At 62.8% G+C, this 15,579-nt stretch carries 18 protein-coding genes; 10 read left to right on the top strand and 8 right to left on the bottom strand.

Features of this window, described 5'->3' with window-relative positions; genetic code table 11:
• Positions 1 to 131 precede the first annotated feature (131 nt).
• A complete protein-coding gene (locus OGR47_RS08315) occupies positions 132 to 659 on the top strand; it encodes an SRPBCC family protein (protein ID WP_165050343.1) in 528 nt (175 codons plus the stop codon).
• Positions 660 to 760: 101 nt separating this feature from the next.
• Positions 761 to 973, top strand: coding sequence for a hypothetical protein (locus OGR47_RS08320; RefSeq protein ID WP_165050341.1), 213 nt, complete (start codon positions 761 to 763; stop codon positions 971 to 973).
• Positions 974 to 1,031: 58 nt separating this feature from the next.
• On the opposite strand, the gene OGR47_RS08325 is transcribed toward OGR47_RS08320, so the two are convergent.
• Both OGR47_RS08325 and OGR47_RS08330 read right to left on the bottom strand, forming a co-directional pair.
• On the bottom strand, positions 1,032 to 1,628 hold the full coding sequence (locus OGR47_RS08325; RefSeq protein ID WP_165050339.1) for a superoxide dismutase: 597 nt from the start codon (positions 1,626 to 1,628) through the stop codon (positions 1,032 to 1,034).
• Positions 1,629 to 1,790: 162 nt separating this feature from the next.
• Positions 1,791 to 2,399 (bottom strand): hypothetical protein, encoded by a 609-nt coding sequence (locus tag OGR47_RS08330; protein WP_165050337.1) that lies wholly within the window; start codon positions 2,397 to 2,399, stop codon positions 1,791 to 1,793.
• A 382-nt stretch (positions 2,400 to 2,781) separates the two neighbouring features.
• Between OGR47_RS08330 and OGR47_RS08335 the strand changes: the two genes are divergently transcribed.
• Entirely contained in the window at positions 2,782 to 3,330 is a 549-nt protein-coding gene (locus OGR47_RS08335) for a hypothetical protein (RefSeq protein WP_165050335.1), read from the top strand.
• A 133-nt stretch (positions 3,331 to 3,463) separates the two neighbouring features.
• Entirely contained in the window at positions 3,464 to 4,624 is a 1,161-nt protein-coding gene (locus OGR47_RS08340; protein WP_165050333.1) for an acyl-CoA dehydrogenase family protein, read from the top strand.
• 12 nt (positions 4,625 to 4,636) lie between these two features.
• Here OGR47_RS08340 and OGR47_RS08345 read toward each other — a convergent pair whose 3' ends face one another.
• From OGR47_RS08345 to OGR47_RS08355, 3 genes are read right to left on the bottom strand one after another with little or no spacing between them, the layout of a single operon-like run.
• On the bottom strand, positions 4,637 to 5,557 hold the full coding sequence (locus tag OGR47_RS08345; protein WP_246729610.1) for a CBS domain-containing protein: 921 nt from the start codon (positions 5,555 to 5,557) through the stop codon (positions 4,637 to 4,639).
• Positions 5,558 to 5,596: 39 nt separating this feature from the next.
• Entirely contained in the window at positions 5,597 to 6,394 is a 798-nt protein-coding gene (gene xth / locus OGR47_RS08350) for an exodeoxyribonuclease III (RefSeq protein WP_165050329.1), read from the bottom strand.
• A gap of 1 nt (position 6,395) precedes the next feature.
• On the bottom strand, positions 6,396 to 7,445 hold the full coding sequence (locus OGR47_RS08355; RefSeq protein WP_165050326.1) for a YcjF family protein: 1,050 nt from the start codon (positions 7,443 to 7,445) through the stop codon (positions 6,396 to 6,398).
• A 228-nt stretch (positions 7,446 to 7,673) separates the two neighbouring features.
• On the opposite strand from OGR47_RS08355, the gene plsY reads away from it, so the two are divergent.
• Entirely contained in the window at positions 7,674 to 8,264 is a 591-nt protein-coding gene (gene plsY / locus OGR47_RS08360; protein ID WP_165050324.1) for a glycerol-3-phosphate 1-O-acyltransferase PlsY, read from the top strand.
• A complete protein-coding gene (dprA, locus tag OGR47_RS08365; protein ID WP_165050322.1) occupies positions 8,261 to 9,586 on the top strand; it encodes a DNA-processing protein DprA in 1,326 nt (441 codons plus the stop codon). Before plsY ends, dprA begins: the two co-directional genes overlap by 4 nt.
• Before the next feature lie 3 nt (positions 9,587 to 9,589).
• On the opposite strand, the gene OGR47_RS08370 is transcribed toward dprA, so the two are convergent.
• A complete protein-coding gene (locus OGR47_RS08370; RefSeq protein WP_165050319.1) occupies positions 9,590 to 9,847 on the bottom strand; it encodes a hypothetical protein in 258 nt (85 codons plus the stop codon).
• Positions 9,848 to 10,047: 200 nt separating this feature from the next.
• Entirely contained in the window at positions 10,048 to 10,521 is a 474-nt protein-coding gene (ruvX, locus tag OGR47_RS08375; RefSeq protein ID WP_165050317.1) for a Holliday junction resolvase RuvX, read from the bottom strand.
• 124 nt (positions 10,522 to 10,645) lie between these two features.
• Here ruvX and gatC point away from each other — a divergent pair, with 124 nt between their 5' ends.
• Genes gatC through OGR47_RS08390 form a run of 3 tightly spaced genes read left to right on the top strand, consistent with a single transcriptional unit; the run spans position 10,646 to position 12,798 of the window.
• Positions 10,646 to 10,933 carry an Asp-tRNA(Asn)/Glu-tRNA(Gln) amidotransferase subunit GatC gene (gatC, locus tag OGR47_RS08380; RefSeq protein ID WP_165050315.1) on the top strand — a complete coding sequence of 96 codons (288 nt, stop codon included), beginning with the start codon at positions 10,646 to 10,648 and terminating at the stop codon, positions 10,931 to 10,933.
• 48 nt (positions 10,934 to 10,981) lie between these two features.
• Positions 10,982 to 12,466 (top strand): Asp-tRNA(Asn)/Glu-tRNA(Gln) amidotransferase subunit GatA, encoded by a 1,485-nt coding sequence (gatA, locus tag OGR47_RS08385; protein WP_165050313.1) that lies wholly within the window; start codon positions 10,982 to 10,984, stop codon positions 12,464 to 12,466.
• Positions 12,466 to 12,798, top strand: a complete 333-nt coding sequence (locus OGR47_RS08390) for a chorismate mutase (RefSeq protein ID WP_165050310.1) — start codon at positions 12,466 to 12,468, stop codon at positions 12,796 to 12,798. The genes gatA and OGR47_RS08390 overlap by 1 nt, the downstream gene beginning before the upstream one ends.
• 524 nt (positions 12,799 to 13,322) lie before the next feature.
• On the opposite strand, the gene OGR47_RS08395 is transcribed toward OGR47_RS08390, so the two are convergent.
• On the bottom strand, positions 13,323 to 13,634 hold the full coding sequence (locus OGR47_RS08395) for a hypothetical protein (protein ID WP_165050307.1): 312 nt from the start codon (positions 13,632 to 13,634) through the stop codon (positions 13,323 to 13,325).
• Positions 13,635 to 13,722: 88 nt separating this feature from the next.
• Here OGR47_RS08395 and gatB point away from each other — a divergent pair, with 88 nt between their 5' ends.
• Positions 13,723 to 15,192 carry an Asp-tRNA(Asn)/Glu-tRNA(Gln) amidotransferase subunit GatB gene (gatB, locus tag OGR47_RS08400; RefSeq protein ID WP_165050305.1) on the top strand — a complete coding sequence of 490 codons (1,470 nt, stop codon included), beginning with the start codon at positions 13,723 to 13,725 and terminating at the stop codon, positions 15,190 to 15,192.
• Positions 15,193 to 15,579 lie beyond the last annotated feature (387 nt).

Consider the following 15,579-nt stretch of genomic DNA (forward strand, 5'->3'; position numbering starts at 1 on the left):
CTTGGCTGCTTGCCGCCTTCGCAGAGCCGAGAGCGGCCGTTTCTGCGCGCCAGCTTTACGCCTTCTGCCACAGCGCTCTAATATGAAGAAAAGCGCGGGCCTATGAGCCTGCGTCTCAGGAGAGCGCCAAGATGACCCTTCTTCTCCTCATTGCGCTCGCGCTTGTGAGCGGGCTCATCGCCTATATTTCCTTGCGGCCGAACACGTTCAAAATCGTCCGCTCGGCGGTCGTGAACGCTCCGCCGGAGGTGATCTATCAGCGCATCAACGATCTGCATGCTTGGGAGGCCTGGTCGCCTTGGGCCAAGCTCGATCCGGCGGCCAAAAACACTTTCGACGGCTCGCCGCTCGGGCCCGGCGCCAGCATGAGCTGGTCCGGCAACAATAAGATCGGCGCCGGCAAGATGACGATAAAGGAAAGCAGCCAGAACGAGCGCATCCGCCTCAAGCTGGAATTTACCCGGCCCATGTCTGCGGTGAATGAGGTGCAATTCGATCTCAAGCCAATCGGGGAGACGAAGACCGAAGTCACATGGGTGATGTCGGGCCACAATGAGTTTGTGGGCAAGGCCATGCATGCGTTCATGAACGTGGACAAAATGCTTGGGGAGCAGTTCGAGCAGGGCCTCGCTAATTTGAAGTCACTCATCGAGGCGTGACGGCGCCGCGGTGTTTACTCTGTCTTGCCTATCATTCTCCCCGCCATGTTCCGGCGCCGTAGTCGGCCTGGCGAGGGAACGGATTGTAAGGAGAAGAGCCAATGAGAAAGCTGTTGACTGGCGGACTTGGGATAATGACTTTTGTCGCGACGCTGGCCGTCTTGCCGCAAGAAGCGAGCGCCGCCGCCTGCGCTGCCGGGCGCTATCGCGCGGGTTGCGTTGGCTATCGCGGGGCGGCCGTCGTGCATCGCGCGCCTGCGCGCGTCTGCCGCACCGTCTGGACCGGTCACGTGCGCCGCACGGTTTGCTACTGACAAAAAAATTAGGCGCGCGGCAGGCCTCCCGCCGCGCGCAAAGGATTGGCGACCGGCCTTACTTGGCGGCGTCCAACATCTCCTCGGCATGCTCCCAGTTCACGAGATGCTCGAGGAAGGTCTTGAGATAGTCGGCGCGGCGATTGCGGTAGTCGATGTAGTAGGAATGTTCCCACACGTCGGCGACGAGCAGCGGCTGCGCGCCATGCACCAGCGGGCTCTCGGCGTTCGGGGTCTTGCGGATCGCAGCCTTGCCGTCCTTGAGCTCCAGCCACACCCAGCCCGAACCGAACTGCCCCAGGCCTTCCTTCTGGAAGTCTTCCTTGAATTTATCGACCGAGCCGAACGAGTCGACGATCAGCTTCTCGATCTTGCCCGGAATCGCGCCGCCGCCATTGGGCTTCATCCACTTCCAATAGTGGTGGTGGTTGTAGTGCTGGGCGGCATTGTTGAAGATCGGCGTGTTCTTGCCAAAGGAAGCGACAACCACCTCCTCGAGCGACTTGCCCTCGAACTCCGTGCCCTTGATCAAATTATTGAGATTGGTGACATAGGTCGCATGGTGCTTATCGTGGTGATACTCAAAGGATTCACGCGACAAATAAGGCTGTAGGGCGTCGTAAGCGTAGGGGAGATCTTCAAGCGTGAAGGACATCAATGCTCTCCTGAACAGGAATAGGGCTCCAGGGCCCCGCGGTTAACTAGACCCGGCGCCGCCGTGCGGCAACAAGCAATAAGGATTCCGTATAGAAGGCGCGTGACATGGAAAAACGGCCCGGCGAGGGCCGGGCCGTCAACAGTAGCGCGAGCGGGGGAATCAGGCAGGCTGGCTGGCCGCCTCGTCCTTGTATTTCTTGGACTTTGCTCGCAGGGCCACCACCATGACGGCGACGAGCGACACGAAGCCGACGCCGTAAAGGATGTATTCGATCAATCCCCAGAACGTATAGAGCCCCACCGAGAACGGGAACTGCGACACGAACTCATTGCCGAGATCGTCGCGCACTGTGACGATTGCGACATAGTGGCCAGCATCCTTGAAGTTGTGTTCGAAGGTCATGATGCCATTGCGATAGATTTTCGGCTCGAGCTTGAAGACGGTCGTCGCCGCTGCGTTGCTCGCGTCTGTCGCGTTGCCTTCAGTCTTGACGATGCGCACGCCCATCGCCATGTCGCGCAGCTCGTCGGAGACGGCTTCGAGCGCAATCACAGTCGGACCGGTCTTGGCGACTGCCTCGCAAAATTCCTCCTCCTCGCCCGTGCGTTGATAGGCGATGAAATGCATGTTGCTTGGACCGATCTTGAACACGCATTCATCTTGTTCGAGCTTTACGCCGCCATGCGCGAGCGCGCTCGACGCGATGCCAAAAGCGCCGACAAGACCCAAAGCGGCGGCCAAGAACCGGCGCTTCAATAATCCCCTCATGTCTGTCTCCTAACCAGGTAGCGAACTGGCCGCCAGGTCCGGCAGCGCCTGCGCCGCCTCCCGCCGCTCTCACGGCCGATAACAAGACCTTTGTGTTGACTGCTGTTTTTACGATGCGTCATCAAGACGCATGCTAACTAATACATATAATATATTGAAAAATAAGCGATTCATGCAATTGAGACGAAATCGCCTTATATCAAGATATTGAATGTAGCAGCCATCAAAACCATATTAGTAGAAAAAGCCATGCGCCTTCTTCCGCCGTTCGGCGATGGTTCCTGGAAAGTATATAAAGTATAGGTTCGCTTGCCGCCTCGCTGCGACTTGCGCGCTGCGACGCCTTGTGTGCTAGAAAGGCGGCGATGACGACGGGAGCCCAATGAAGCGCAATTTTTCCGGATGGGGCGTGACGGCTGCGGGCCTGCTGCTCGCGGGCGGCGGCGCCTATGGAATGTCGGTCGGCTGGGACATGATTGTGGTCGAGCGCGGCTGGAGCCTATTCATCGCCGGCTCGGTCGCTCTGTCAGGCGGCGTGGTGACCATGGCGCTCGGTCGGGTCGTCGCCCATCTCGCCCGCCTCGGCGCGGGCTGGGAAGCTGTCGCGGACCCGGCCGCGCCCCTGCCGGATGAGGAAGCGGCTCCATTGGAGTCGGTACGGACGGAGACGCGGGCGAGCCCTGACCCCAGTCCGGCTAAGCCCGAGACTCCCAGGTTGGACGCCGTCCAGGCCGAGGCCACAGGGCCCGATTTCTCGTCCCTCTTCAAGCCCTCGCTCGAGGAGCCCTTGGAAGTCGACCGCTATACCGCGGGCGACGCGACCTATGTCATGATGTCGGACGGTTCGGTCGAGGTGCGCGGCCCCGCCGGCGCGCAGCGCTATCCCTCGCTTGCCGCGTTGAGAGCCGAGGCCGAGTCTCGGCAGCGCTGATCAGGCGTTTCGTATTCACCTGTGGTGACTGTCGTCGTGCGGCCATTGGCCGCGCTCACGGCGCCCGCCAGCGTCGCCTATCCTGCTGCGATAACAACGACAAAATCGTCGGGGCGGGAAGCAGATGGCAGAGATGGATTCTCTTTTAGACGCTGTTAGGCGGATCGAACCCATCCTTCGGGAAAATGCAGCGGCAGCCGAGCGCGACCGCAGATTGTCCCCACAGGCGGCCGCCGCGATGCGCGAGCAGGGCCTTTACCGGCTTTGGCGGCCCAAGGCGCTCGGCGGGCTGGAAGCCGACCCCATGACGGGCTTCCGGGTCATCGAGGAACTCGGCCGCATCGACAGCGCGGCGAGCTGGAATTTGCAAGTTTCGATCGCGCACGATCTTTTTGGGCCATGGTTCCCCGACGCCGCCGCGCGTGAAATTTTCGGAGGCGACGCCATCGTTGTCGGCGGCCAGCAGCCGGCGCGTCGGGCTGTTCCCGTAACTGGCGGCTATCTTCTTTCAGGAAGCACGCCTTTCGTCAGCGGCGCGCATCAGGCGACCGCTTTTCTCGGCTACGCCAACACAATCGAAATCGGCGATATGCGCCGTAACGCCGACGACGCGCCAGAGACGCTCCTGGTCGCCTTTTCGGCCAGAGACGCGAAGATTGTCGAGAACTGGAATGTCTTCGGCATGCGGGGGACTGGCAGCCATGATGTCGACGTGGTCGACGCCTTCATTCCCGCGCATTGGGCCGTCCCTTGGGAGCCGCTGCGTAAACCGGGCAGCGCCTATGAAGGACCGCTTTATCGCCTTACCGTTTGGCCGGCGATCGCCGCTCTGACGCCGCCGGCGCTGGGCATCGCGCGTGCCGCAATCGACGAGGCGATCGCGCTCATTACGAAGAAGACGCCAGCCTTTGGCGCGAAGAAGCTAGAGGACAACGGCGTCGTGCAATCGCAGCTGGCGCGCGCCGAGGCGCGGCTCAGCGCGGGCCGCGCGTTCTTCTATGAAGCCTTCGAAGAGGCGTATGGCGAGGCCGTCGCGGCTCGGCCGATCGACACAAAGTTGAAGGGGAAACTGCAGCTCGCCACCACGCACGCGATGCTGGAAGCTGCGGCGGCGGTCGATATTGTCCATGAAATCATCGGCGCTTCCGGCGTGCGCGAGGAATTCGGGTTTGCGCGGCATTTCCGCGACATTCACGTCATCACGCAACATGGCTTCATCAACGCCGCGAAACTGCAGCCGGTCGGGCAAATCATGCTCGGGCTCGCGCCCGACTGGCCGTTCTTTGCGTTTTGAGGCCGGCGCGTTTTAAGCGCGCTTGCCCCACATCAGGAACAGCGCCGCGTCGCCGGGCAGGCCCTCGGGAAAATCGACGATCTGCGCGGCGATCTTGAAGCCGCGCGGCTGCAGCTCGTTGCGCCAGCGCTTGAAAACGTCGGCGGGTTCTCCGCGAAGCATGTCGGGCCAATGCGGATCCGGCGCGTTGATCGCACGTCCGCCGTCGAGGCAGAGCTGCGCGGGAAAGCGGATCAGCAAATGCTCGGTCAGACCCGAGGCGGCGGCGCGGCGGGCCTGAGAAACCATCTCGCGCCACTGCCCCTCGGTCAGGCGCCGGGCGGCAAGCTCCTTGATGCGCTGCTCGCGCAGTTCGAGCATGGCGCGGTGGCGATCCTCGCGCTCTTTTTCGAGCTGGCGCTCATGCGCGGCGACAAGGTCGCGGAAGTCTTCCGCAGTCGCGATGTCGCAGGCTTCGGGCTCTGACCGCGCGGGCGAGAGGATCGGCTTCGGCTGGCTGAAGGCGTCCTGCTGCGGGTGTTTTCTTCCCGAGAGCGCGTGCAGCACCTCGCGACGCAAGAGCACGCCAATGATTTTGTGGCCGTCGACCACCGGCGCGCGCTTGAGATGATGCTCCTGCATCATTTTCGCGATGTCGGAAAGCTTGGCGCCGCTGGGGACGGAGATCGCGGGCGCCGTCATCACTTGGCGCAGCGCGAGACCGTTGGAGCGAAAGGGCGCCTTGCGCCGGTTTTGCAGCAGGAACTCAGGAATGGGCCCGAGATCGGCGGCGGGGGCGGGGCGCCCCTTTTCGAGATTGCTGCGCGTGACAATCCCGATCGGCGCGAGTTGCTCGTCGACGACGGGCACAACGCCGATCTCACATTCGGAGAGGAGCTTCGCGACGTAATCGAGGTCTGCGTCCGCCGTGACAAAAGGGAAATGCCTCGTCATCAACTCGCGCGCAATCATCTGGCCTCCCGTCGCTGCGCCTTACTCAGACAATTCGATCGTCACCGGCACGTGATCGGACGGACGGTCCCAGCCGCGCGCCTCGGTGAGCACTTCGAGCTTCCCGAGCGCGCCGCCGAGCGCTTCGCTCACCAGAATATGGTCGAGGCGTCGGCCGCGGTTGGAGGCCGCCCAATCTGCCGCACGATAGCTCCACCATGTGTAAAGTTTTTCTTCCGCGGGAACGAAATGGCGCATGGCGTCGATCCAATTGCCGGCGCGGACGACATTGGTGAGCTTCTCGACCTCGATCGGCGTGTGGCTGACGACTTTCAGCAGCGCCTTATGGCTCCAAACGTCGTGCTCCAGCGGCGCGATGTTGAGGTCGCCCACGAGCACGACGCGGCCCTTGGCGGCGCCGTTCTCGCCCCATTCTTTCATCTCGTCGAGAAATCCGAGCTTGTGCGCGAATTTCGGATTGATCTCGACGTCGGGCTCATCGCCCCCGGCGGGCACGTAGAAATTATGCAGCGTGATCGGCCCGCCGGCGCCCTCGACCTCGACGGAGATATGGCGCGCGTCGCCCTTTTCGCAGAAGTCGCGCTTCTCGATCAGCCGCAGCGGCTTTTTGGAGATGACCGCGACGCCATGATAGCCCTTCTGTCCATTGATCGCCGCGTGCTGGTAGCCGAGCGCGGTGAAGTCCTTCATTGGGAATTCGGCGTCGCGGCATTTCGTTTCCTGCAAGCAGATAACGTCGGGCGCTTTATCTTTGAGAAATTGCGCGACGAGCGGCATGCGCAGCCGCACCGAATTGATGTTCCAGGTCGTGATCTTCAAATTATTGAGCCTTGGTCTTGTCGCCGCCGAAAAGGAAAGGCGCGACGTCTTTCACGCCGGGCTGTTTCTCGGTGACGAAGGGAGTAGGGCGGCACACCGCCATGGCGGAGAGGCCGACGCGCGCCGTGAGCAGGCCGTTGAGCACGCCCTCGCCGAGCTTTGCGGAAAGACGCGCGGCGACGCCATAGCCCAACACCTGCTGCAACAGCGTATCGCCAACGGCGACCGTGCCGGTGATGGCAAGATGCGCGCCAACAGAGCGCGCGAGCTTGAAGAAACCGAGAAGGCCGGGGCGTCCGCCATAGATTTCGGCGATGCGCCGCATCAGCATGATCGCCTGGCCGGCGACGAAAATAACGTCGAGAATGGCGCGCGGGCTGATCGCCGTCACGACCGAAACACGCTTGGCGGCGGCGGCGATTTCGCGGCGCGCGCGCTCGTCGAGCGGCGCCACCAGATTGCGCTCGGCGAGATCGATGAGGTCTTTGCCGTCGATGATCTGCTTCACATAGTCGGCGACGAGGGCGCGCGGGCGGGCGAGTTCCGTGCGGCTGTCATAAAGTTTGCAGAGATCGAGCACGCGCGTGCGTGCGGCGTTGACGTCGTCCGCCGCGCGCGCGGCGGCGAGATCGGCATGCAGCTTGGCGACGTGGTTTTGCAGCAGAATGGCGCGGATTTCGCGCGCAACGAAGAGAAGCGCTGTCAGGCCGGCGGCGGACGCCAGCGCAAGGCCGATGGTTCCGAGAATGGGCGACCGAGCAAAAAGATCTTCGACGAAATTCCAGACCCAGACGCTGAGCGCGAGCGTGATTAGGCCGGTGACAGCCGAGAGGAAGACGCCGCTGGACGAGAAAACATAGCGATCGAGAAACCCCTTGGCGCGGGCGGCCTCGACCGCCTCCTCGCCACCCTGCGCGACATCGGCAAGCTCGACGGCTTGCGCGAAAATATCGGCCTCCTCCTCGACCTGCGGCGCGGGCTTGGAGGTCACGGTCTCGTCGCCATTGAGGCGGAAGGCGCGCGGGCGGGGTCTGCGCTCTGAATCGCTCATGTGTTCGGTCCGGGCTTCGACCCCTCCCTTTAGCGCTTCCGGCGGCAAAACGGGAGCGGGATGATGACAATCCTCCTATTGAAAAGAGCGCACGACGTTGCAACGATTTTTGGCCTCTAACTCGGAGATGGTCCCCAGGGTCATCCCCCGGTTGCAGCCTCGCCATGGCTCCGTTAGCATCTGCGGCGCCTCCCCTGCGCTTCTCGAGAATAGGCCTCAGCGTTTCCGATGTCCTTCCTGCCCGACGCGCTTGCGCTCATCCTCGGTTATCTCCTGGGCTCCATCCCCTTCGGCTTGCTGCTCACGCGCCTCGCGGGCACCACCGACATACGCGGCATTGGCTCGGGCAATATCGGCGCGACCAACGTCCTGCGAACGGGGCGTAAAGACCTCGCGGCGGCGACGCTCGTTCTCGACGCGATCAAGGGAACGGCCGCTGTGCTCATCGGCGCCCATCTCTCGCCCGAAGGCGCGAAGATCGCGGGCTTCGCGGCCTTTGTCGGGCATATCGCGCCGGTCTGGCTGCAGTTCAGAGGCGGCAAGGGCGTTGCGACATTCCTTGGGGGCCTTTTCGGCCTGCATTGGCCGGTGGGGCTCGCTTTTTGCGCCATATGGCTCTCGGTCGCGGCGATCACCCGCTATTCGTCGCTTTCGGCGCTCGTCGCCAGCGCCGCCGCGCCGCTGCTCTTGTTGTTTCTTGGTCATGGCGGCGAGGCCCTCGTCGTCGCCGCCATGGCCGCGTTGCTATGGTTCAAGCACGCGGAGAATATCGCTCGCCTGCGCGCCGGCACGGAAAGCCGGATCGGTCAAAAGGCATGAGCGAGGCGCGGCTCAGCGACGAGCAGCTCGTCGACTGGCTGCGCCTCATTCGCAGCGAGAATATCGGACCGCGCACCTTTCTCTCGCTCATCAACCGGTTCGGCGGCGCCGGCGCGGCGTTGGCGGCTTTGCCGGCGCTCGCCGCCAAATCGCTGCACGGGCGCGCCATCCGCATTGCGCCACGCGACGAAATCCTGCGCGAGATCGACGCCGCCGAAAAAATGGGCGTGCGTTTCATTCCCATCTGTGACGCCGACTACCCGCCGCTCCTGCGTGAGATTCCAGACGCGCCGCCGATCCTTTCCATTCGCGGCGCTGCCGAGATCATGCAGCGCGAGGGCGTGGCGCTGGTCGGTTCCCGCAATGCTTCAACGGCCGGACTCGCCTTCGCTGAGAGGCTAGCCCGTGGTCTGGGGCGCGAGGGTTATGTGATTGTCTCCGGCCTCGCGCGGGGGATCGACGGTGCGGCGCATCGCGCAAGCCTCGAATCCGGGACGATCGCCGTTCTCGCGGGCGGGCAGGCGCGTCCTTATCCGCTGGAACATGAAAAGCTCGTCGCCCAGATCGCTGAGCGCGGACTCGTCGTGTCCGAAATGCCGATCAAATGGGAGCCGCGCGGCCGCGATTTTCCACGCCGTAACCGCATCATCTCTGGGCTGAGCCGCGCGACCGTCGTCGTCGAGGCGGCGCGTCGCTCGGGCTCGCTGATCACCGCGCGCTTCGCCAATGAGCAGGGGCGGGAGATCTTCGCCGTGCCGGGCTCGCCGCTCGATCCGCGCGCGGAAGGGACGAATGATCTTCTGCGCCAGGGCGCGACTCTATGCGCCAAACTCGAAGATGTCGTCGACGCTTTGGCCGCGGGCGGCGGAGGATCAATGGGCCGTCGTCATTGCGAGGAGCAAAGCGACGAAGCAATCCAGAGCCGCGATCGCTGCCCTGGACTGCTTCGCTTCGCTCGCAATGACGACGCGTTTTTCGACAGGGCCGACACAACCGAAGGACCATTTTTCGAAGAGCTCGAAATCCTATTCGACCAGGAGCAAATTGCTTTCGCCGATTTGGCCGCCGGCCGACCGGATTTCCCACCAGCGCCCGACTCCTTCGGGCAGCGGGGCTCGGAAGAGACTTGCGCCGGGCTCATTGACCCGCGTGAGCGCGTCATGTCGCTTCTCGGACCGGCGCCGGTGGCGATCGACGACCTCATCCGAACAGCTGGGCTGTCGGCGCGGGACGTGCAGGGCGCGCTGGTGGAGCTGGATATCGAAGGCCGCCTGGAGCGGCATGGCGCAAATTATGTGGCGCTGGCTTACAACCAAAAGTAGAGGCTACTTTTCGGGTTCCGCCGTGCGCTCGCCAATTTCGCGCGAATGCGTCTCAGCTTCCACGCGAGCGAGGTTCAGGAAATAGGCGACCATCGGCATTTCCGAGCGTCCGGCCAATTGCGATAGCTCCGAAGCCATATCAGCGATATAGCTCGCCAGCGCGGCTGCGTCTTCCTCGGCGCGCCGCTCGGGAATTTCAGATTCAGCCGCCTTTTTCCGGGTGCGGGATGCGGCCGGGGTAGGCGCAGTAGAACGAGCCATTCAGTTTGCCTCCCGCCGACGCAGAGCCTCTGCGAATATAATTAAAACTCGACCTAGACGTGTCTTTTTCTTAAAGCTCAGCCTATGGATGTCAAGTTTCAGTTTGCGCGGAAGAGTTGCATACATACGACCGGGATAGCGTCGTAGATAAACTCTAGCGCTCGACCTTTCGCATGCAATAGCGCCTGGGGCGTAAACTTTCAGCCAAGGCGCGACAAACGGTCGAGCGCGCCTTGCAGAATATAGGCCGCCGCCATGCGATCGACGACCTCGGCCCTTTTGGCGCGGGAAGCATCCTGGGCAATCAGCTCACGGGTGACAGCGGCAGTCGAGAGGCGCTCGTCCCAGAAGGCGAAGGGCAGGGGCGTCAACTTACGCAAATTTCGCATGAAGGCGCGGGTCGCCTGGGCGCGGGGCCCCTCCGTGCCGTCCATATTGAGGGGCAGGCCGAAGATAAGCGCCTGAACCTCGAAATCGGCGGCGCGTTTCAAAAGAGCTTCAGCATCCGTCGAAAATTTCGCGCGCCGGATGGTGTCGAGCGGCGAGGCAAGGCGGCGCTCGACGTCGGAGAGCGCAAGGCCGATGGTTTTGGTCCCGAGATCAAGGCCCATCAGCCGGCCTTTGGGGGGCAGCTCGCCTCCCAGTTCTTCGATTGTCGCGATCTTATTGCTCATGCTTCGCGCTACCATGGCGGCGGCCAGCGATAAACTCCCGCGCCTCTCTTTCCCGACCCGCATTGCGCCTCTGCGCCCCAGGCGCTATAGCGCCGTAACAGGTTCATCCCGGCGGAGCTCTCACATGTCTGTCGATTCCGCGGTGGTTCGCCGCATCGCCCATCTTTCCCGCATCGCCGTCGACGAGAACGAGGTCGAGCGCCTGCGTGGCGAGCTCAACGCTATTCTCCATTTCGTCGAGACGCTGAGCGAAGTGGATGTCGAGAGCGTCGAGCCCATTGCTTCCGTTCTGCCGATGCAAATGAAGAAGCGCGCCGACGTGGTCACCGACGGCGGCATCGCCGAGGACGTGCTCGTCAACGCGCCGACCAAGGAAGATCACTATTTCGTCGTGCCGAAGGTGATCGAGTAAAATCGCCGCCGGCCGAAACGTCCCGCTCCTTATATATAAAGAGACTCGATGTCCGATCTCACGCATCTCACTCTCGCCGAGGCGCGCGACGCGCTCAAGTCGAAGAAAATCTCGGCCGTCGAACTGACCAAGGCGCATCTTTCCGCAGTGGAAGACGCGCAGGCTCTCAATTGCTTCATCACCAAGACGCCGGAGCTCGCTTTAGAGCAGGCGGCTGCCAGCGACGCGAAGCTTGCAAGCGGCGCGGCGGGCCCTCTCGAGGGACTGCCGCTCGGCATCAAGGATCTCTACTGCTCCAAGGGCGTGCGCACGACGGCGGCAAGCCGCATCCTCGACGATTTCACGCCCACTTATGAATCCACGGTCTCCGCCAATCTGCTGCGCGACGGCGCGGTGACGCTCGGAAAGCTCAATCTCGACGAATTCGCCATGGGCTCGTCCAATGAGACGAGCGCTTTCGGTCCGGTCATTTCGCCGTGGAAACGCAAGGGCGATCCCGACGCCAAGATCGTTCCCGGCGGTTCTTCGGGCGGCTCTTCGGCGGCTGTCGCGGCGCGTTTGTGCCTCGGCGCCACGGCGACCGACACGGGCGGCTCGATCCGCCAGCCGGCGGCGTTCACTGGCACGGTCGGCATCAAGCCGACCTATGGCCGCTGCTCGCGCTGGGGCATCGTCGCCTTCGCGTCGTCGCTCGATCAGGCGGGGCCGATCACGCGCACGGTTCGCGACGCGGCGATCATGCTGCGCTCCATGGCGGGCCATGATCCGAAAGACACGACCAGCGTCGACGCGCCCGTGCCAGATTACGAAGCAGCGATCGGCGCCTCGGTGAAGGGCCGCCGCATCGGCGTGCCGAAGGAATATCGCCTCGACGGCATCTCGGCCGAGATCGCCGCCTTTTGGGACCAGGGCGTCCAATGGCTGAAGGACGCGGGCGCCGAGATCGTTGAAATTTCGCTGCCGCATACGAAATACGCGCTCCCCACCTATTACATCATCGCGCCGGCGGAGGCGTCGTCTAACCTCGCCCGCTATGACGGCGTGCGCTACGGCCTGCGCGAGCAGGGCCGCGACATCATCGACATGTATGAGAAGACCCGCGCCAAGGGCTTTGGCGCGGAAGTGCGCCGTCGCATCATGATCGGCACCTATGTGCTCTCGGCGGGCTATTACGACGCTTATTATGTGCGTGCGCAGAAAGTGCGCAGCCTCATCAAGCGCGATTTCGATCAGGCTTTCGCGGCTGGAGTCGACGCCGTGCTGACGCCGGCGACGCCATCGACCGCCTTTGCGCAAGGCGAGCAAGGTTCGACCGATCCGGTCGAAATGTACCTCAACGACGTCTTCACGGTGACGGTGAATATGGCGGGCCTGCCGGGCATCGCCGTGCCGGGCGGGCTCGCGGCCAATGGTCTGCCGCTCGGCCTGCAGCTCATCGGTCGCCCGTTCGACGAGGAGACTTTGTTCTCGCTCGCGCATGCTCTCGAGCAGGCGGCCCCGAAATTCGACTTCCCCGAACCTTGGTGGCGCTAATGAACAAGGCCGCCGCCGAGCCAAACATCGATGCGATGCGGGACGAAATGTCCGAGGTGCGCCGCATCATCGACGCGCTCGACGATGAGCTCGTCGCGCTGCTCGCCAAGCGTCAGCGCCAGATCGAGCGCGCCGCGAAAGTAAAGCCGGCGCTCGGCATTCCGGCGCGCGTGCCGGACCGCGTGGACGAAGTGCTGGCGCGCGTGCTCGGCGCCGCGCGGCGCGAGGGGCTCTCCGTCGAGGTCGCCATGAATCTATGGACGGCGATCATCGAGTGGTCGATTTCCTATGAGGAGCGGCTGATGGGAGATCGGGCGCCGAAGGGGGAGTGAGCCCCTGCGATTGACGCCCGGCGTTGCACTGAGGTCGCCTGCTCGTTATCTTCATTCGGATAACCAGGACTTGCCGGACATCCTTCTGCATGACGTCCCGGACGATCTGAGACGGAAGCTCGAAGAAAGAGCGCGCGCGCACAGGCGCACTCTCGCCGACGAGGCTGAACGGCTTTTGGAGAGCGCCCTGGCGGAGCCAGAGTCTTCAAAAGCGGAGCTCCGGCAGCGCCTTGGCGCACTCTTTGCTGGGTTATTTCCCGTCAAATATCGCGGCGACGATTTTGTTTCTCTCCGGGACCCGACGGAGCGGCCGCCCCCGTCTGTTGAATGATCCTGCTCGACACCAATATTGTCTCGGAGTTCATTAAACCCACGCCGAACGAGCGAGGCGCGGGCGCTCATTTGCAGTGGTCGATATCATGATAGCCGCAATCGCCCCGGCTCACACGATGACGCTCACGGCTCGCAATACCAGCGATTTCGATGGCCTCGACATCCCCTTAATCGATCCCTTTACCGCCTGATTACGCGCCTCCCTCCGTACCAGGCGGCTCCGCCTTCCCCTTGCGCTGCGTCCGCTTCACCCGCACGAAGCCATTCTTGATCGACCATCTCAGAAGCCGCCGCGACAGCCGGCCGGCCGGCCGCCAATGTGGGGCCAGGATCGCCAGCCCCACCGGCGCCATCCACATGCCAAAAACGGGCAGCGGCGACAGCAACGTCCCGCCGATGATGAGGCCTACGCCGACCGGCACGGCGACTTGAGGCGGCGCGCCGCGCATCCGGGCGATGAGGCCGTTCTTGCGGTTCGCAGGCTGCTCTTTATCCGTCGCCATGCGCTGGCCTCCTCTTCGCGCCTTCTCGCCCGTTCCGCTCGCGCGCGCCGTGGTCTATATGAAAGGCCAAAGGTCCAGCGAGGAAAATATGGCGACACAGGCGGCTCCTTCAAAGCTCATTAAAGGCGCGACCGGCGACTGGGAAGTGATCATCGGCATGGAAATCCATGCGCAGGTGACGAGCAAGGCCAAGCTCTTCTCGGGCGCCTCAGCGGAATATGGCGGCGCGCCGAACGATCATGTCTCTCTGGTCGATGCGGCCATGCCGGGCATGCTGCCCGTCATCAACGAGGAATGCGTCAAGCAGGCGGTCCGCACGGGGCTCGGCCTCGAGGCGCAGATCAATCATCGCTCGGTCTTCGACCGAAAGAATTATTTCTATCCCGATCTGCCGCAGGGCTATCAGATCTCGCAGTTCAAGCATCCAATCGTCGGCGAGGGACAGGTCATTGTCGACGTGTCGCCGACCGAGCGGATCACCGTCGGCATCGAGCGCCTGCATCTCGAACAGGACGCCGGCAAGTCGCTGCACGATCTCTCGCCCAGCGAAAGCCACGTCGATCTCAACCGCAGCGGCGTCGCCTTGATGGAGATCGTCTCCAAGCCCGACCTGCGCTCGGCCGAAGAAGCGCGCGCCTATGTGACCAAGCTGCGCGCGCTGCTGCGCTACATTGGCTCATGCGACGGCAATATGGAGCAGGGGTCGCTGCGCGCCGACGTCAATGTCTCGGTGCGCCGTCCGGGCGCGCCGCTCGGCACGCGCTGCGAGATCAAGAACGTCAACTCCATTCGCTTCATCGGTCAGGCGATCGAGGTCGAGGCGCGCCGCCAGATCGGCATTCTCGAAGACGGCGGCAAGATCGATCAGGAGACGCGTCTCTTCGATCCCGGCAAAGGCGAGACGCGCTCTATGCGCTCCAAGGAGGAAGCGCATGACTATCGCTATTTCCCCGACCCCGATCTGCTGCCGCTCGAATTCGACCAGGCTTTTGTCGACGCGCTGAAGGCGGAGCTGCCGGAACTGCCGGATGCAAAGCGCGCACGCTTCATCGAGCAGTACGGCTTGCCGCCCTATGACGCCGGCGTGCTGGTGATGGAGAAGGCCAGCGCCGACTTCTTCGAGGAGACTGCGAAGGGTCGCGACGCAAAGCTTGCGGCCAATTGGGTCATCAACGAACTCTTCGGACGACTCAACAAGGAAGGTCTCGACGTCACGCGCTCGCCCGTGTCGGCGCAGGCGCTCGGCGCCATCGTCGATTTGATTTCGAGCAATGTCATCTCGGGCAAGATCGCCAAGGACCTCTTCGAGATCGTGTGGACCGAAGGCGGCGACCCGAGAGAGATCGTCGAGACGCGGGGCATGAAGCAGGTGACAGATACCGGCGCCATCGAAGCCGCGATCGACGCCGTCATCGCCGCGAACCCGGATAAGGTCGAGCAGGCGAAGGCGAAGCCGACAATGCTCGGCTGGTTCGTCGGACAGGTGATGAAACAGACGGGCGGAAAGGCGAATCCGCAGGCCGTGAACGATCTGCTGAAGCAGAAATTGGGCATCTGAGCGACGCCCTTTTCGATCCTGAATCGAATCACAATCGGCTTCGGCTTGCGCGATTTTTCATTTTGCGCACTGCCGAAGCCGATATTTTTTTGCGCTTCGGCCGCCTTCGCACAATTTTTTTTTGTTGTGTCGCCCAAGCGACATTGCATCAAATGAGCTCGACTCAACCGTTTGAAAACGAGCGCTGGTCTTCGCGATCAATCATGCGCCGCGCGTTGCGCGGGATGCGCCGCGCAGATGTATTTTAGAGCCCGTTCAAGACTTGCGCGCAGCCTTGACAAAATGCAGTCTGATTCAAGCTAGCGTGAAGAAAAACAAGTAATTGAAATGCATCTGCGCGCTGCTTCGTCGTCATAGGTCGCTTCCAAAGCGCATGTTGCTCGCATG

It is taken from the genome of Methylocystis sp. MJC1 (assembly GCF_026427715.1).
In the GTDB taxonomy this organism is placed as follows: Bacteria; Pseudomonadota; Alphaproteobacteria; order Rhizobiales; family Beijerinckiaceae; genus Methylocystis.

Excerpts from the sequence above, each read along its gene's own strand:
- OGR47_RS08335 (WP_165050335.1), top strand. The coding sequence starts at position 2,782 with ATGAAGCGCAATTTTTCCGGATGGGGCGTGACGGCTGCGGGCCTGCTG.
- gatA (WP_165050313.1), top strand. The coding sequence starts at position 10,982 with ATGTCCGATCTCACGCATCTCACTCTCGCCGAGGCGCGCGACGCGCTC.
- OGR47_RS08390 (WP_165050310.1), top strand. The coding sequence starts at position 12,466 with ATGAACAAGGCCGCCGCCGAGCCAAACATCGATGCGATGCGGGACGAA.
- ruvX (WP_165050317.1), bottom strand. The coding sequence starts at position 10,521 with ATGAGCAATAAGATCGCGACAATCGAAGAACTGGGAGGCGAGCTGCCC.
- gatC (WP_165050315.1), top strand. The coding sequence starts at position 10,646 with ATGTCTGTCGATTCCGCGGTGGTTCGCCGCATCGCCCATCTTTCCCGC.
- plsY (WP_165050324.1), top strand. The coding sequence starts at position 7,674 with ATGTCCTTCCTGCCCGACGCGCTTGCGCTCATCCTCGGTTATCTCCTG.
- OGR47_RS08395 (WP_165050307.1), bottom strand. The coding sequence starts at position 13,634 with ATGGCGACGGATAAAGAGCAGCCTGCGAACCGCAAGAACGGCCTCATC.
- dprA (WP_165050322.1), top strand. The coding sequence starts at position 8,261 with ATGAGCGAGGCGCGGCTCAGCGACGAGCAGCTCGTCGACTGGCTGCGC.
- OGR47_RS08320 (WP_165050341.1), top strand. The coding sequence starts at position 761 with ATGAGAAAGCTGTTGACTGGCGGACTTGGGATAATGACTTTTGTCGCG.
- gatB (WP_165050305.1), top strand. The coding sequence starts at position 13,723 with ATGGCGACACAGGCGGCTCCTTCAAAGCTCATTAAAGGCGCGACCGGC.
- OGR47_RS08345 (WP_246729610.1), bottom strand. The coding sequence starts at position 5,557 with ATGACGAGGCATTTCCCTTTTGTCACGGCGGACGCAGACCTCGATTAC.
- OGR47_RS08325 (WP_165050339.1), bottom strand. The coding sequence starts at position 1,628 with ATGTCCTTCACGCTTGAAGATCTCCCCTACGCTTACGACGCCCTACAG.
- OGR47_RS08355 (WP_165050326.1), bottom strand. The coding sequence starts at position 7,445 with ATGAGCGATTCAGAGCGCAGACCCCGCCCGCGCGCCTTCCGCCTCAAT.
- OGR47_RS08315 (WP_165050343.1), top strand. The coding sequence starts at position 132 with ATGACCCTTCTTCTCCTCATTGCGCTCGCGCTTGTGAGCGGGCTCATC.
- OGR47_RS08340 (WP_165050333.1), top strand. The coding sequence starts at position 3,464 with ATGGATTCTCTTTTAGACGCTGTTAGGCGGATCGAACCCATCCTTCGG.
- OGR47_RS08330 (WP_165050337.1), bottom strand. The coding sequence starts at position 2,399 with ATGAGGGGATTATTGAAGCGCCGGTTCTTGGCCGCCGCTTTGGGTCTT.
- OGR47_RS08370 (WP_165050319.1), bottom strand. The coding sequence starts at position 9,847 with ATGGCTCGTTCTACTGCGCCTACCCCGGCCGCATCCCGCACCCGGAAA.